The sequence below is a fragment of the Verrucomicrobium sp. BvORR106 genome, assembly GCF_000739655.1.
Classification (GTDB): domain Bacteria; phylum Verrucomicrobiota; class Verrucomicrobiia; order Verrucomicrobiales; family Verrucomicrobiaceae; genus Verrucomicrobium.
Genome location: NZ_BATR01000022.1, coordinates 54,657 through 70,235, shown reverse-complemented (window position 1 = coordinate 70,235; position 15,579 = coordinate 54,657). Strand labels below are relative to the sequence as shown.

Genomic DNA, 15,579 nt, shown 5'->3' with positions numbered 1-15,579 from the left:
CACAAACCGCCGCTCCTTGAGGGCGCACAACCCTGCGGTGCGTATTCGGAAAGGGGCCCCCGGTCCATTCCCCTCCCAAAGCTCAACAACCCCTGACCTCAGGTCTTGCGTCTTGAGTCTTCCCGTCTTGTGTCCACCCCTCACCTCGGCCGACTCACCCAGCGCTGCACCGACGTCCGGGGGCGCGAGACTCGCTGCACCGATGCAGAGCGACACCCAGTTTGGGCCCGGCAGGCGACATTGCCGTACGACCGCGCATACGGGTTCGTGAAGCAGCTTGGCGCCGTGTAGTAGATCACCACGGGTCGCCGCAGCGACGAATAGTAATAGGAGGAAGCCCGGTAGTTGTTGCGCTTGGCGTAGTAGCGGCTGCTGTAGTCGCTGTAGTTGGGGACGTAGTAGCTGCTGCCGCCGGAGTAGGGCAGGCTGGAGTACCCTGCCGCAGCCAGGACCTGCCGCTCAAGCTGGGCGACCGTGGGTGAGCGATCCTGATAAGCCGGAATGGGCATGCGGGACAGGGCATCCGCAGCAGCGATCTCCTCCTGACGGGCCCGTTCGACTTCCTGCGCCCTCATTTCTTTCTGCCGTACCTGCTCCGCCTCCGCGAAGGCAGTGGCCGTGTCCTCATTGTATTGGAACCGTTGCTGCAACGCTGCCGGAACCTGATCCATTTTCACCTTCTTCACCCCGCCGTCGTGCATGAGGGTCACGGTATCCGGTGTGAAATTCAACACCTTGCAGTTGTGAAAGGTCTCGCCGCGCGTGGTGGTCACCTTCGTCAGCTGCGCCGCAAAATCGTCTGCGGACACAGCAAAAGGCGCAATGGTGCACAGTACACCAAAGATGAGGCCCAGGGGGGAGGGTTTCATGGTCGTAACGAACCAAACAAACCCCGGTTGGTCAAGGGAGAAGGTGAATGGAGAGCAGTGGGGCGAACAGGGAAGGGAAGCGTGACGAAAATCGGCAGATGGAATCCCGAATTGCACCTTCCAAAAGCGAACAAGAGGCGTCACTTTTGTTGAGGCAATGTCATCGGGATCAATGAGTTGCTCTGATGGCAGGTGATCAGGATTCGGCACCCTGCCATCAATCTACTCTCCCCTCACGGTTGGCCGTCACTCCTGCGTGGACAACCCAAGTACCCTAGCACAGGGTCATTGCTACCGTCCAACCATTGCCCACATCATCTCCGAACGCCGCAAACGTGATTGCTACCAGGATGAGGCTGAGAAGCACGCAAATGATTCGCAGCCAGCAACACGGATTTCTGAAATGTGTTCATAATCGGGTGGAGGAAGATTCTCTTGAATTTCCAAGGCTATGGCATTCTGTTTTGTCTGCGAGACTGCATTACCTTTCACCGACCGCACGCCTATGGACATGCAACTGGTCATCATTTGTGGGCTGACTTTTGTCATCCACCTCATCGGCACCCTGGCATACGCCGCCCGCATTGCTGGAGTCGCCACTGGTCATATCGCCAGCGCGCTCACGCTCTTCAACCTGCTCATCCTCGTTTCGCGCACATCCAATTCCTTTCAGGCTCCTTTTCTGGCGAAGCGGATTGAGACTACTATGGGTGCACCGTCCACCACCTTGTTTGCGGACTTTCAGTGGATATTGGCCTCGGCCGCTCTGGCGACCTTGGTGGGCGCGGTCTTGATTCCCACGGCCCAGCGCATGTTCACCCGGGCAGTCCGATTGCTACAGACGCATCGTTCTCTGTTGCGCCTCACTTTGCACGGGTTACATCCGCGCCGCTGGGGATTGTACTCTTACTACCTCGCGACTCCCGTTTCCGGCAACTGGCACAGCCTGAGCACTCGCGGAGGTCTCTCCTGGAGTTTTCTGGGGCTCAACGTGTTGGCCGTGGCCTTGTGGACAGTCGGTGTTTTTGCCTCGCTCTATGCGGGTGCGTTGGAGCCTGATTATCGGGTTACTTGCAGTAGCCTGTCTCCCATCGTCAATGGCATGGCGACAATCGTCATGTTTCTGCTTTTGGATCCTCAAATCTCCCTGCTCACAGACGATGTCGCGCAGCGCAGGGTCGGGCAGCCGGCTTTCCGGGCAGCCATTGTCTCATTGGTGGGAGCGAGACTTGTTGGTGTGATCCTGGCGCAGGCGTTGCTGGTGCCCTGTGCCTATTTAATTGCGGTGGTGGCGAGGTGGATATAAAAACTGCGAGTCATCAAATAGATCAACATTGTATGGAAATAAAGAGACTAAGAATACATAACTTCAGGTCAGTCTCTCGTCAGGACATCTCGTTGAGTAGACTTAACGCTTTTGTCGGGAACAATGATGAAGGCAAGTCGAATATTCTGAGATCGTTGGATCTTTTCTTCAATAAGTCAGGTGAGATTAGCGGCAACAATTTTGACCTAAATTTTTGCAACTTCGCGAATGTGCCAAACAAGAAAGCTAAGGAGATACTGATCGGATTGACGATTCAAGTGCCTAAGAGCTATTCCACCGAAAAGCAGGTTTACTGGGAGAAAGTTTGGCGTCGAGACGGCATTCATTCGGAAACCATGGTATTTGCGGATTTTGAATCATTGCCACAGCGATCGCGAATACCTAAATTACTTCGTTCAACAAGGTTTGAATATGTGCCGGCAATAAAGGGTAGTGACTATTTTGCCGCCCTGCTGGGCGACCTCTACGACATGCTGGCACAAACCGTGGAAGATGAAATTAGAGCGGCTTCGAGTAGTTTCACGGAAGCAATTAATACAAGTAGCCGGTCCATCTTAGAAGAGGTTAGCAGGCGGTTGAAAATCGACTCCGGGCTGGAGCTTCCCAGTAACCTTCGAGAGCTATTCTCCCGCTTGGAATTTAGATCTAAGGGGTCCGAATATTCTGTTGCTTTATCGCAACGTGGAGATGGAGTGAAAGTACGACACATCCCCATATTGCTGGATTTTTTTGCACGTCAAGCGAATGTGAACCGCGTGCAAGGGAGCGTTCCAGTCTTCACAGTATGGGGATACGAGGAGCCAGAGAACAATCTAGAGCTTTCGAAGGCCGTCGAGTTAGCGGAAGACTTTCGGAACTACGCTAGCGATGTGCAGATACTTCTCACGACGCACTCTCCAGCATTCTACGGTCAAATCGAAACGGACGAGGACGCGAAGCTCTATTTAGTGAAAAACACGAAAGAAAAGGGAACCGAAGTGGAAATGCTGCAGTCTGCTTCTCTGCCTGAGCTAGATGAACAGATGGGGCTACTACCTTTCATTGCACCATATTTAAAGACTGCGCTTGAGGAACGTGAAAAACTGGCTGCCAATCTCAAAAAGCTAAAGGATGAGTTCCTTCCTACGCTATTCGTTGAGGGTCTGACTGACAAGCGAGTGTTTGAGCGTGCCTTTGAACATTTTGCACCCGAATACAATGGCAAGCTCCGCGTTTGTTCTCAAACCGGTGCGGGGGTGGGGTGGGTCAAAGATATGCTAGTCGCTTGGGCGCACGGTAGAAGGTCAGAAAAAGCGTTGGGCTATTTGGACTGTGACCAAGACGGGAAGACGGGAAAAAGGGAAATCAATGAACATGCGAAGATCAGTTCAGGAAAACTAGCAAGAGCCAAAGTGCTCGTGCCGCCTAAGCACATCCGGAGTGTTCTCGGCAAAGGTTTGAAGTTGCCGATCCGACTCGAAGAAATGTTTCCACACTTTTGTTGGGAACATGCTAGGAATAAGGGTTGGCTAATTGAAAGGAAAAACATCATACAAGAGAACGAATTTTCCAACCCCAATTTGACTTTTGTTGAATATTGTAGGTCACGAGGAGTTGACGATGCTGAAATGCTTTACCTACTTTGGGAAGTGATGGATGAGCATAAGGACGACTTTTCAAAGTATGTTTGCGGACTCGAAGCGGATACTTTTGAAGGGTTCAAAGAGATTATTAAGGACATCGCGGCTTACTTCGGATTCCCGCACATCGAATAGCAAAAATTTGCAATGGAGGCACCAAAGTCATGACTGACTTAGGAAGAAAGGTTGAGAATTTATAGGAATGAACTTGCCTCTAGTAGTGTCGCCTTGCCGCACCGACGGTCGGACTGCGGTCCAGATTGTCCGTCGTGCGCCCGCCCCCTTAGGACGAGCAAACTTGCCTTTTGCGCGGAGTGCGGATTTCAAGAAGGAGAACTTGGGGGGTGGCACATGGCTGACTAAGATTAGCTTGAAAGTGAGCAAAAGGCGGGGCGGATGTCTCTGCCACCCCTTCGGAGTGGAGTTCTTTTTTTTGCCAACCGGGGGTATCGTCCGCTACGCTCGCTCAAACCCCGGCTCCCTTCTTTGATGCCTTCGGCATCGGTGCGTGGGACAGAGAGATGCCATCTCTATTTTCGGAAAAGCGAAAAGAAGAATAAGGGGGCGGAGAGTGAGGTTGCAAGTCTGATGGAAATGCGGTGGAAAGCCTCCACCTGCAGAATCCTTCTTTTTGCGCTTTCCTGGAGCATCAGTTTGAGCGACGGATTGCCAACCCGGCTAACCAAGTTGAAAATCGAGGTTGCGGGAAATTTTTCTATGGTGCGCATCTCCCTTCTCTTGTTCTTCATGGCGTTCATCACGTCGTGCGCCTCCACCACCTCCGTTTCGCCTTCAGCAGGAGCAACGTCTGGGCCCCTCCTGGCCGTGATGCCTCTCGATGGGGAGTTGGGCACCCAGGCCTCCGACATGATCACGCACAAGCTGTTGGAAAGCGGGTTTCGCATGGTTGAGCGTTCGCAGATCGACCAGGTCTTGAAGGAGCTGGGCTATGCCGGTAACAGGCGCTTCGCTGACTTTTCATTGCCAAAGATTGGACGACAGCTGGGGGTGCAAAAGCTGTTTGTGGGTTCGGTCACGGCTGCGGGCGGACCGCTCTCCAGCTTCGAGCACGTGAACATCAACCTGCGATTGGTCTCCGTCAGCAGTGGCGAGATCTTGTGGGCGGCAAAGTACGGGAACCCGATGTGGACGAGTGCCATTAGCACCCAAGGGGACATCCAACGGGGAGCCCGGGATCTGGTCAATGAGTTCGAGAACACCTACGCGAAGCAGTTGAGGTAGGTGTTGGTTCGTTCCCGTTCACGACGGGGCATGGCAGGTGGCTCTGCCACCCCTTCAGGGTGGAATTCTCTTTCTGCCAACCGGGGGTGTCGCTCGCTTAACCCCCGGCTAACTTCTACGATGCCTTCGGCATCGCTGGGGCTGGCGAATGTTGTATCAGGAAGGTGGATACTGAAGGTAAGGTTGATGTCGGAAGCCTAGGGAGAGTTGGAGCATTGAGAGCCGGTCAACACCTGGCCTCGCTTGCGAGGCTGTGGAGTGCCGGCGTGAAGCGCCGCTTTTGCGGATCGATGTCACCTCCTTGAACCAGATCAGGGGAGCAGGGGGCTGGTGAAGACCGTGTGGTTGGCGGATGTTGTGCAGGCAGGCGAAAGCGGCGCTTCACGCACGCACTCCACAGCGACTTCGTCGCCAGGCATTGGTAGTCTTCAGAGATCCTGATCACCCGATATGCTGGCGGGACAAACACCCCCATTCCGAATTCCGCACTCCCACTTCCGCATTCGCTTCTCTCACTCTCTCCCCTCGTACTTCTCCTCCCGTGGGAGTTCCAGCACCTTCCACGCACCAGGATAGAATCGCACGATCCGCTTGGGCCGGTAGCCTTCGAGCATCATGTCCACCTTCACGGTGATCTGCACGCCGCTGTTGCCGCGGCCGATGGTTTGCGGGTGTTGGTTTTCTTTGATCTCAACGATCGGGCCGCTTTTGCGGTCGTTCACGGGATCGTAAGTCATGAGGGAGGGCAGGGCCACGGCGATGCCGCCGCGAGGCTCGTAGGGGGCGTTGGGATCGAAGGTGGTAGCGGCCGCAGTGCCGGGAGCGGGCGGCGGCGGGGCTTTGCGCAGTTCGGCGAAGAGGGCGGGATCGACGTTGTCGAAGAACGTGATGGTGACCGTCTGGGGCTCATCCTCCACGGCATCGATCCAGCCCGGCAGGCCGCGCTCGCGTACGAGATTGCGGTGGCGCTCCAACTGCTGGGCGGCAGCGAGCTGGCGGGCGGCATCGTCCAGATACACCTCCGTGATACGGCCGGGTCCATACAACGTGACCCAAGTGAGATTGAACAAGACGGATTGCCCCGGCTGTAGGGCCTGGAGATCGGCAAAGCCCTTGCCCTGAAACACGCGGGTGCTGGTGAGGAGGTCGAAGATGCGCTCCGTTGTGGCTGGGCCGGGAATGGGCTTGCCCTCAGCATCATGCAGGGTCGCCACCAGCTTCATGTCCGCGAGGTTCACGGAGTCAATCTTCCATTGCTGCTTCTGGCGCAGGCGGAAGGTGAGGTCATCCTCCAGCCGGAAGCAGCGGCGGAAATCGATCTCGGGTGTCTTGCGGCGGAAGTAGCGGTTCGGTGGTGGAGTGGTGTCATCCACCGCACGAATGTAAAACTGCCCGTGCAGATGCGTGCCCAGGGGGATGTCCCGCAGATCCGCGAGAGCCCCCTGGTACCAGACGGAACCATAAGGCAGCATGACCGACTCCAGCGGCAGATCCCACACCGCGCGGTCCTGGCTGTCATTGCGGTCCACCCGCAGGTGGAACTTCCGCTCCAGATGATCCACCATGATGAGTTCTCCGGAGACAGCATGGGCCGAGCCCTCGGGCGGAAACTCGCCTTCCTCGATCTGGTACCATGGCGGCACCCCGGGCTTGGCATCCTTCTTGTTGCCGCCTCCGCCGCTGCCAGGGTTCACGGGGCCATCCGCGTCCACGCGGAAGGGGGCGCGCGCTGATTCCTGGGAGTGTAGGAATGACGGAAACGCAGCGAGGAAACCTAGAGCAAGAGCAATGGTGCGGGAAGGCATGAGCGAACGGAAGGAGTAAGGGAAGAGGGGTAAGGGATAAGCCATGAATGCGAGATCAAGGGACAAAGGCACCAGATGTGGCAGGGGATGCTGGAAAGAACACTCGCGGCGGAGCCGCCACACTTCACCCTTGGCCCTTATCCCTCTTCCCTTGACCCTCTTGCATCAGGAGACTAACTCCCCCAACTGCCGCACACTGTCCTGGAACGTCTCCGCCTTCACATCCACGCGCTGCAGCATGGTAAGCAGCAGATTGCTCAGGCGGGCGTCGCTGTCCACGGGGCGGGAGCAAATCTTGTAGTGGCCGATGGCGTCGGCCACGTTGTACTGGCCGATCTTGGGCAGGTTGAAGTCCACGTGCTGACCGTGCATGTAGCCCAGGCCGCGACCGCCGGCCAGGATGGTGGGCAGGTTGGCATTTCCGTGGCTGTGACCATAGGCCATGCCGCTGCCCCAGAGCACCTGGGTGGAGTCCAGCAGGGAGCGCTCGTCTTCCTGGTGGGCCTTGAGTTGATCGAGGAAATAAGCGAGCTGCTCGATGAGGAAGGTGTCCGTCTGGGTGAGGCGGCGGAGCTGTTCAGGGTCACCGTTGTGGTGGGAGAGGCCGTGGCGCGTCTGGGAGATGCCGATGTCCGGGATGGCGCCGCCGTTGGACTCGCTACAGATCATGCAGGTGAGCACGCGGGTGGAATCCGTGCGCAGGGCCATGACCATGAGGTCGTAGAAGAGGCGGTGGTACTCCGTGACCACGCTCATGTCCAGCTTCCGGCTCAGGCGGGCGGCATCCGTTTGGGAAAGGGCGGGCTTGGGCACATTGAGCCACTCGTCCGCGCGCTTCGTGCGCTCCTCCACCTGACGCACGGCGGTGAGGTATTCGTCCAGCTTGTTGCGATCCTCCGTACCGAGCTTCTTGTTCACGCGCTTCGCGTCATCGGCCACGAGGTCGAGGATGCTGCCACGGCGGGTGAGGCGGCGGCGGATGGTCTCCTTGCTGTCCTTCTCCACGCCAAAGAGCAGGTTGAAGATCGCCTGCGAGTTGCGCTCGGCCGGGAGCTGGATGCCATCGCGAGACCAGGCGAGGGAGTGGCCCTCGATGGCCATTTCCAGCGAGCTGAAGCGGGTGGAAGCCCCCTGCACCTCCGCCATGAGCTGGTCGGCCGAGACGGAATTGCGGAACGCCCCGCCATCCCCCGGCACATCGGCACCGGTGAGCCAGACCTTGTCGCAGTTGTGATGCTTCCCTAGAACCATGGGGTGGTGCAGACCGCTGATGGGCGTGACGTCTGCCCGGTGCCGCTCCAGGGCCGCCATGGTCTCGTTAAACTTGAAGTCCGTGCCCGCCTTGTCCAACTGCCAGGTGAGGGTGTTCACTCCGTTGGGGATGTACAGGAACACGCTGCGCTTCGGCCGGGAGGGCGCGGGCAGGGAGGCCATGCAATCCAGCAGGGGCAGGGAGATGCACGCCCCGAGGCCGCGCAGCATCTGGCGGCGGCTGATCTGCCATTTGTTCAAGTTGAGGTTGGGCATGGCGGCTAAAAATGATGAATTAGGAATGATGAATTATAAATGAGGAGACTCGCTCAGCGCGTCAGCGGTGGACGAAGAGGTCCGAGGTGACGAGGGCGGTGACGAGGTCCTGGAGGCGGTAGTCCTTGGACTTGGAAACGGCGGCGATGGCGTGGAGCCGGGCGCGGTCGTCAAAGGAGAGGCTGCGCCGCAGGGCATAGGTGGCGAGCTTCTCGATGAAGGTTTCATTGAACCCGTCCAGACTCGACATGAGGAGCGCCTTGAACTCCTCCGGGGTCTGGTACGTGCGTCCGTCGGGCAGCTTGCCACTGGCATTGATGGCGGGGTTCTGGCCCTGGCCTTCGGCGACGATCTCCTCCGTGCGCCAGCGGCCGATCGCGTCGTAGTTCTCAAAGGCGAGGCCCAAGGGATCGATGTTGGCGTGGCAGGAGGCGCAGTTGGGATCGTGGATGTGGGCCTCCAGCTTCATGCGCAGGGTGGCCTTCGGCGCGTCCACCGGATTGGGCGCGATGGGGTCCACATTCGCCGGCGGAGGTGGCGGAGTCTTGCCAAAGATGGCTTCAGAAAGCCACACCCCGCGATGCACCGTACGGTGGCGGGTACCGTCAGACGTGAGGGAGAGCACGGAGGCCTGGGTGAGCAGACCGCCGCGACGGCTTTCCCCAGCGAGGGCCACGCGTTGGAACTCATCCCGCGGCAGGTCGGTAGCCGGTACACCGTAGAACTCTGCAAGACGCGCGTTCAGCATCGTCCAGTCTGAGTTCAAGAACTCACGCAGGGTCAGGTTCTGCTGCAGCACCTGGCGGAAGAAAGCCTTCGTCTCGCCCACCATGCTCTTCTCCAGATTCAGGTCGTAGTCGGGGTAGAGCTTCTTGTCGGGTGGGAAGCGACCCACCTTGCGCAGGTGCAGCCATTGGGCGGCAAAGGAATCGGTGAAACGCTTCGAGCGCGGATCGGCCAGCAGGCGGGCGGTCTGCCGGGCGAGTTCTGCCTTGTCCTGCAGCCTGCCTTTTTCCGCCAGATCCAGCAGTTCATCATCCGGCATGGTGCTCCAGAAGAGGTAGGAGAGGCGGGAGGCGATCTCCCAGTCGTTCAACGTGTGGCGCTGGGCGTCCTCGTCACCCTCGGCGAGGAAGAGGAAGCTCTTCGAGCACAGCATGGAGAGCATGCCCGCCTTCACGGCATCGTGGAACTTTTCTCCGGCGGCGAGCTCCGCCTTCACGATGCTCACATAGCCGTCGAGTTCTTCGCCCGTGACGGGGCGGCGGAAGGCGCGGCGGGCCAGTTTGCCCAGGCCCTCGCGCACCTGGTCCAGGTTGCCCTCCTGGGCGGGCACGTATTCATCCCGGCGGCGCTGCTGCTCCTCCGTGATGATGGGCCCCTTCCAGGAGACGCTGTCCATGATGAGGAAGGCGTAGCGCGGGCGGCCCTGCTCATCGGTCAACTTCATCTGCCAGGGGATGCGGCCGTCCTTGAGGCTGATGAAGGGGCGGTTCCCATGGCGGCCGGAGCGCGGGTTGTTGGAGGGGCCGGGCACATCATTGAGGACATTGATGCTCGGGCGGCCCTTGGGCAGGTGGGCGCGGAAGGTGACAGTGACCGGCTGGTCCTCTGGGGCGATGATGTCCTGCTCATGCAGCACGCGGTCCAGCTTGGACTCATACACGAAGAGCCGCGGCGCCCGGCCTTTCTCCGGCTTCAGGCCGCTCAGCGTGTAAGTGATTTCATAGATCCCGGCTTCCGGCAGGGGTTCTGCCGGGGCGGAGTAGCGGAAGATGTCGCCCGGCCACATCTCAAAGCGCACCTTGTCCAGCAGGCCCAGCTCGCGCAGGCGTTCGCGGTGGTTCTCGTCCACCTGCTTCTCCTCGATGGCGCGTTTTGACACCTGGATGGGCACAGGCTTTTTCAACGGGTAGGCCTCGGCCAGGACGGTCTCCGCAGCGGCCATGTACTTCTCCACGGTGGAAGGGGAGAGCGTCATCACTGAGCCGATGCGCTCGAACCCATGCCACTCGGCATCCTCCAGGAAGCCGCCAGGGTCCGTGGCATCGAAGTGCACGCCCAGCAGATCCTCCACGGTGTTCACATACTCATCGCGGCTCAGGCGGTTATAGGAAACCTTGCCACGGGCCGCCATGCGGGCGGACTCGCCCTCCTTCATGCGGGCGGCCACCCGGGCCACGAACTTCCCGCTCTCATCGGCGGTGGGTTTCACCTTCTCCTTCTTGGGCGGCATCTCCCCGGAGTTGATGCGCTCCATGATCTCCAGCCACTGCGGGCTGTCCTCGAAGCCGATCTTGGGAGAGAGGTTGTCGATGCGGAAGTCGCCCTTGTCCGTATCTGCGTCGTGGCACTTGAGGCAGTGAGTCTCGAGATAGGTGCGCAACTCCGGCTGGAGTCCGGCCAGGGGCGCGGCAGCAGGGGTTGCGTTCGGAGCCGGAGCTGGTGCCGCCGATACCCAGCAGGGGGCCGCCGCCAGCGTCAACAAGCCGGCACGGAAGGGGGAAAGAAGACGGGAACGGGAAGTCATGCGCGAGGGCGGTTCCCAAAATACCCTGAGACGGCTATCTTTTTTGCAGCGATTGCCCAAGGAGCACCCCCGAGTATTCGGGGGACCACTGCGTGGGAGACACCAGACTGCCAGACGTCAGACACCAGACTGAGATCACGTTCGTGAAGCGGCGGCCAGCGGCGATAGGCCCCTGAGGGTGCGTGGAGCCGGCACTTTTCACTTCTTACTCTCAACTTTTCACCGCCCCGCCATTGAGAAGCGCGGGGCCTGTCCCACATTGCGCGGTCATGACCGTAGCGCCTACCGGCACCATCACCTTCTTGTTCAGCGACATTGAGGGCAGCACGAAGAAGTGGGATCAGCACCCCGACGCGATGCAGGCGGCGCTGGCCAAGCATGACCGCATGCTGCGAGAGATCTTTGCCGCGTGCTCCGGCTATGTTTTCAAGACGATCGGCGATGCCTTTTGCGTGGCGTTCGACACGGCGCAATGGGCTCTGGCGGCGGCGCTGGAATGCCAGCGTGCCCTGCGGGATGCCGACTGGCGGGAGGTGGGGGGACTGCGTGTGCGCATGGCCCTGCACACCGGGGCCGCCGAGCACCGGGATGGGGACTACTTCGGCCAGGCGCTGAACCGCACTGCCCGCATTCTCTCTGCCGCCCACGGCGGGCAGGTGCTGGTATCCCTGCCGACGGAGGAGCTGCTGCGCGATCACATTCCACAGGGAGTGAGCCTCCGCCATCTGGGCGAGCATCGCTTGCGTGATCTGGCCCGGCCGGAGCAGTTGTACCAACTCGTGGCCGCGGACCTGCCTTCGGAGTTCGGCGGGCTGCGGTCGCTGGAGAGCGTCGCCAACAATCTGCCCATCCAACTCAGCACCTTCATCGGGCGCGAGCGTGAGATGGCGGAGGTGAAGCGCGTGCTGGGCACGACCCGGCTGCTCACGCTCACCGGGATGGGCGGCACGGGGAAGACGCGCCTTTCCCTCCAGGTGGCGGCGGACGTGCTGGACCACTACCCGGATGGCGTCTGGCTCGTGGAATTCGCCACCATCGATGACGATAGCCTCGTGCTGGAGACGGTCGCCGCGGCGCTCAATCTGCGCCAGGAGGCGGAGCGCCCCCTCACGAGCACTCTCACCCAGTTTCTGCGGGACCGGCACCTGCTTCTGATCCTCGACAACTGCGAGCACGTGGTCGCCGCCTGTGCCCGCTTGTCTGAGGTGCTGCTGCGGGCCTGCCCCCGCCTCAGCATTCTCGCCAGCAGCCGGGAGGCCATGAGCATCGCGGGGGAAACGGCCTGGCCGGTGCCTCCCATGTCCCTGCCTGACGACTGGCGGGAGATCAGCACCGCCCCAGGGGCTCTGGAGCGCCTGGGCGGCTATGAGGCGGTGCGCCTCTTTGCCGAGCGGGCCCGCATGGTGCGCCCAGCCTTCCATCTGAATGCCGAGACCGCCCCGCTTGTGGCGCAGATCTGCTGGCGGTTGGATGGCATCCCGCTCGCCATTGAGCTGGCCGCCTCCCGCATCCGCGTGCTGACCCTGCAGCAGATCGTGGACCGGCTGGATGACCGCTTTCATCTGCTCACGACCGGCAGCCGCAATGCCGTGCCGCGCCAGCAGACGCTGCGGCTGCTCATCGACTGGAGCCACGATCTCCTGAGTGATCCGGAGCGCCGTCTTTTCCGCCGTCTCTCCGTCTTTGCCCGGGGGCGCACGCTGGAGGCGATCGAGGCCATCTGCTCGGGGGAGGGCGTGGAGGAGTTCGAGGTCATCGACCTGCTGACCCAGCTCGTGGACAAGTCCCTGGTCTACGTGGAGAAGCATCCCCGGCACGGGGCGCGTTATTTCATCCTGGAATCCATCTGGGACTATGCGAATGAGAAGCTGGCGGACGCCGGCGAGGTGGAGACTTTTCGCATCCGTCATCTGGATTATTTCCTGAACTTCGCCGTCAATTCCGCCCCCAAAATTCGTGGCCACAGCCAGCGGGAATGGCTGGAGACCGTGGAGCAGGAGGAGTTCAACATCCGGTTCGCCCTGGAGGCGGCACTGGAGCTGCCCGGCCAGGTGTCGAAAGGGTTGAAGCTGCTCGCTGCGACCCAGCGGTATGTGGAGGTTCGAGGTCTGTTCAAGGAGACGGGAGAAGCCTTCTTGCGTCTCCTTTCTCACGCGGATGCTGCCCCACGGGATGAAGTGCGGGCCGGGGCGCTGGCGGCGGCCGGACGCCTGGCCTGGGTAGCGGATGATCTTCCCGCTTGTCGCCGCTATCAGGAGGAGGCTCTCTCCATTTGCCGGGAGCTGGACCAGCCCGCCGGCCTCGCCCGGGCGCTGACCGATCTGGGTTTCCTGTTGTTTGATCTCGGCGAGAGCCCTCGTGCCCGGGCCCTCGTAGAAGAGGCCGCGACGATGGCGGCACCGCTCGGGGACCGTCGGCTCACGGCGCATGTGCAGCATGTCCAGGCCGTCTTCGCCGCCGCAGACGGCGATTTCCGCCGCGCTTACGATCTGGATGCCCAGAACCTCGCCATGTATCGGGAGGAGGGCGACACCTGGCAGGCCATCATCATGGCCTGGGCTGTCGGAGCGAATGCTGCGGCACTGGGACAGTTCAAGGTGGCTCATGAGCACCTGCGAGAATGTCTGCAGGTGGGTATTGAGCTTGGCAATCGCTGGGGGGCTTCGTATCCGCTGGATGCCTTTGCCGTGCTGGCCGTGGCAGAGCGGAAGTACACCCGCGCCGCCCGCCTCATGGGGGCGGCCGAGGCCCAGCGTCTGCGCAGCGGCCTTGTACCCCAGGCGGCAGATCACCCCGCTCTGCGGGCCGTGCTGACTGCCGCATTGGACTTCCATGGCCCAGTCGTCGATGCCGCCCGGCAGGAAGGCAGCTCGCTGAGTCTTGAAGCGGCCACTGCGTATGCCGTGAGCGAGGAGGAATAGGAGATACAAGACCGCAAGACACAAGACTTAAGACCTGAGCTGGCGCAGGTGAGTGAATGTCGCGCGAAGCGGTTAGTAAAAGGAGCGAGGGACATTCCTGTCCCGGTTCCGGCCAAGCGTCCCATCACTCGGCATGCTCTCCATTGCTTCCGTCCGTTGAATGTCTTTTACCGAAGACCCCGCTGGGACGTGCGTCGGGTCCGGGACTGGAAAGTCCCTGCCTCCTGTTACTGATGGCTCCGTGCCACCAAGCACCAAGCACCAAGCACCAAGCACTAAGCACTAAGCACTAAGCACTAAGACCCCGCTCCTCCCACTTTCCCTTCCTTCTGAAACGCCTGCCAGTCCTTGGCAAAGGCTTCGTTCACCAACCAGGAAGCCGTCGCCTTGTCACCAGAGTACGAGGCAAACGGGGCGGTCATGAGGGTCTGGTAGCCACCCACCGCCGGATCCCAGTTTTTCCCCAGGCTACCGGATTCCACGGTGGGCATGGTCAGTTTGACGGGGCCTTGGCTGGGATCTGCCTCTGCGGGTACGCGGGCGGCGAAGGTGTGGCGGAGGAAGGAGAAGACGAGAGGCCAGGTCTTCTCACCGGGGCCGTGACCCGTCTTGGGCTCCACGGTGGAGGTCCAGAGGGCGGCGTGTTTCTTTCGCATCACTTCCACCACGGTCAGATTTTCCTCCTTGGAAGGGCGGGCGAGGAAGGGATCGTCTTCGCCGAAGATCACGAGTCCGGGTACTTGGGCCGCGCCGGGTTGATACACCTGGAAGGTGGTGCCGGGGCGCATGGAGACCCAGCCCCAGACACGGCTGCCTTCGGTGGCGGTGAAGATGGCGGAGAACCCGGTGCCGTTGGAGTGGCCGTAGAGGAAGAGCGGCGCGCTCGCCAGCTCGGGATGACCTGCCTTCTCGCCGTACTGCTTGAGCCGGTCATAGAGCAGGCTGCGGGGCCAGAAGCCACGCTGCATGGGATTCCCCACGAACTTGAACAGGGCCAGATTCAGCTCTGTAGCCATCTTGCGCAGTTCGGGATGTTTGAAGAGGTTTTCGCCACTGCCGTGACCCGACATGACCACGATGCCCCTGGCGGTCTTCACGCTTTCGGGGATCCACAGGTCAAACTTCACCTCCTCCTTCTTTCCCTCGCCCTTGGCCGCCACCGCCTGCCGCCACTCGTCATCGGTGAGCCGCCAGTCCCAGTTGCGCGATACCGCCTGCTGCGGGGAGGGCGTGCCCCACTTGGCCTCGTCCAGCACACCGTCCCAGTTTTTTTGCTCCTTGGGCTGGGTGTTGGCCCGCACCCAGCCCAGGCTGTGACACTCTGGAAGCTGCACCGTGTCGGTGAATTCCACGTCCGCCGCGAGCAGCGGGGTGGCGAGGACAAGCAGGGGAAGAAAACGGGCCGGGAAACAGGACATGGCGAAGAACGTGGCGTGAGCCCGAATAGTAATGCCCCAGGGGGCAGGTCTTATCATCCAGGTGGAAAATTTCCATGCGGGTGGGGGAGGTGGTCGTGATGCCTCGAACTAGAGGGGCAAGCAGTGAAAAGTTGAGGGTGAAAAGTTAAAAGTTCAGCCGCAGTCGCCGTACCTGATGGGACGCTTGGATGGATCGTCGAGGGGTAAACTCTCGGCCGCAAGCTCAGGTCTTGGGTCTTGAGTCTTCTTGTCTTGTGTCTTTGATGAAGCGGGCTTGATTTTTCCGAGGCCGCATCGAAAGGCGACTCGCGGTGCGTGCGA

At 60.4% G+C, this 15,579-nt stretch carries 9 protein-coding genes; 4 read left to right on the top strand and 5 right to left on the bottom strand.

Annotated features, from left to right (window positions below; translation table 11 throughout):
* Positions 1-140: 140 nt before the first annotated feature.
* Complete coding sequence (locus BV106_RS04305; RefSeq protein ID WP_038160969.1) at positions 141-869, bottom strand: hypothetical protein; 729 nt, start codon at positions 867-869, stop codon at positions 141-143.
* 505 nt (positions 870-1,374) lie between these two features.
* On the opposite strand from BV106_RS04305, the gene BV106_RS04300 reads away from it, so the two are divergent.
* The 3 genes from BV106_RS04300 to BV106_RS38100 all read left to right on the top strand — a co-directional run bounded on the left by BV106_RS04300 (position 1,375) and on the right by BV106_RS38100 (position 5,057).
* Entirely contained in the window at positions 1,375-2,175 is an 801-nt protein-coding gene (locus tag BV106_RS04300; RefSeq protein WP_038160967.1) for a lipid II flippase Amj family protein, read from the top strand.
* 32 nt (positions 2,176-2,207) lie between these two features.
* Positions 2,208-3,950 (top strand): AAA family ATPase, encoded by a 1,743-nt coding sequence (locus BV106_RS04295; protein WP_038160965.1) that lies wholly within the window; start codon positions 2,208-2,210, stop codon positions 3,948-3,950.
* Between the two features lie 582 nt (positions 3,951-4,532).
* On the top strand, positions 4,533-5,057 hold the full coding sequence (locus BV106_RS38100) for a CsgG/HfaB family protein (RefSeq protein WP_265595320.1): 525 nt from the start codon (positions 4,533-4,535) through the stop codon (positions 5,055-5,057).
* Positions 5,058-5,569: 512 nt separating this feature from the next.
* Here BV106_RS38100 and BV106_RS04280 read toward each other — a convergent pair.
* The 3 genes from BV106_RS04280 to BV106_RS04270 form a co-directional block, all read right to left on the bottom strand.
* On the bottom strand, positions 5,570-6,862 hold the full coding sequence (locus tag BV106_RS04280; RefSeq protein WP_038160960.1) for a hypothetical protein: 1,293 nt from the start codon (positions 6,860-6,862) through the stop codon (positions 5,570-5,572).
* Between the two features lie 165 nt (positions 6,863-7,027).
* Entirely contained in the window at positions 7,028-8,389 is a 1,362-nt protein-coding gene (locus BV106_RS04275; RefSeq protein WP_038160959.1) for a DUF1552 domain-containing protein, read from the bottom strand.
* Positions 8,390-8,450: 61 nt separating this feature from the next.
* Entirely contained in the window at positions 8,451-10,919 is a 2,469-nt protein-coding gene (locus BV106_RS04270) for a DUF1592 domain-containing protein (protein WP_081891510.1), read from the bottom strand.
* A gap of 269 nt (positions 10,920-11,188) precedes the next feature.
* Between BV106_RS04270 and BV106_RS04265 the strand changes: the two genes are divergently transcribed.
* A complete protein-coding gene (locus BV106_RS04265) occupies positions 11,189-13,840 on the top strand; it encodes an adenylate/guanylate cyclase domain-containing protein (RefSeq protein ID WP_038160958.1) in 2,652 nt (883 codons plus the stop codon).
* A 296-nt stretch (positions 13,841-14,136) separates the two neighbouring features.
* Here the strand turns inward: BV106_RS04265 and BV106_RS04260 are convergent, their stop codons facing one another.
* Positions 14,137-15,258, bottom strand: coding sequence for an alpha/beta hydrolase (locus BV106_RS04260; protein ID WP_038160957.1), 1,122 nt, complete (start codon positions 15,256-15,258; stop codon positions 14,137-14,139).
* Positions 15,259-15,579 lie beyond the last annotated feature (321 nt).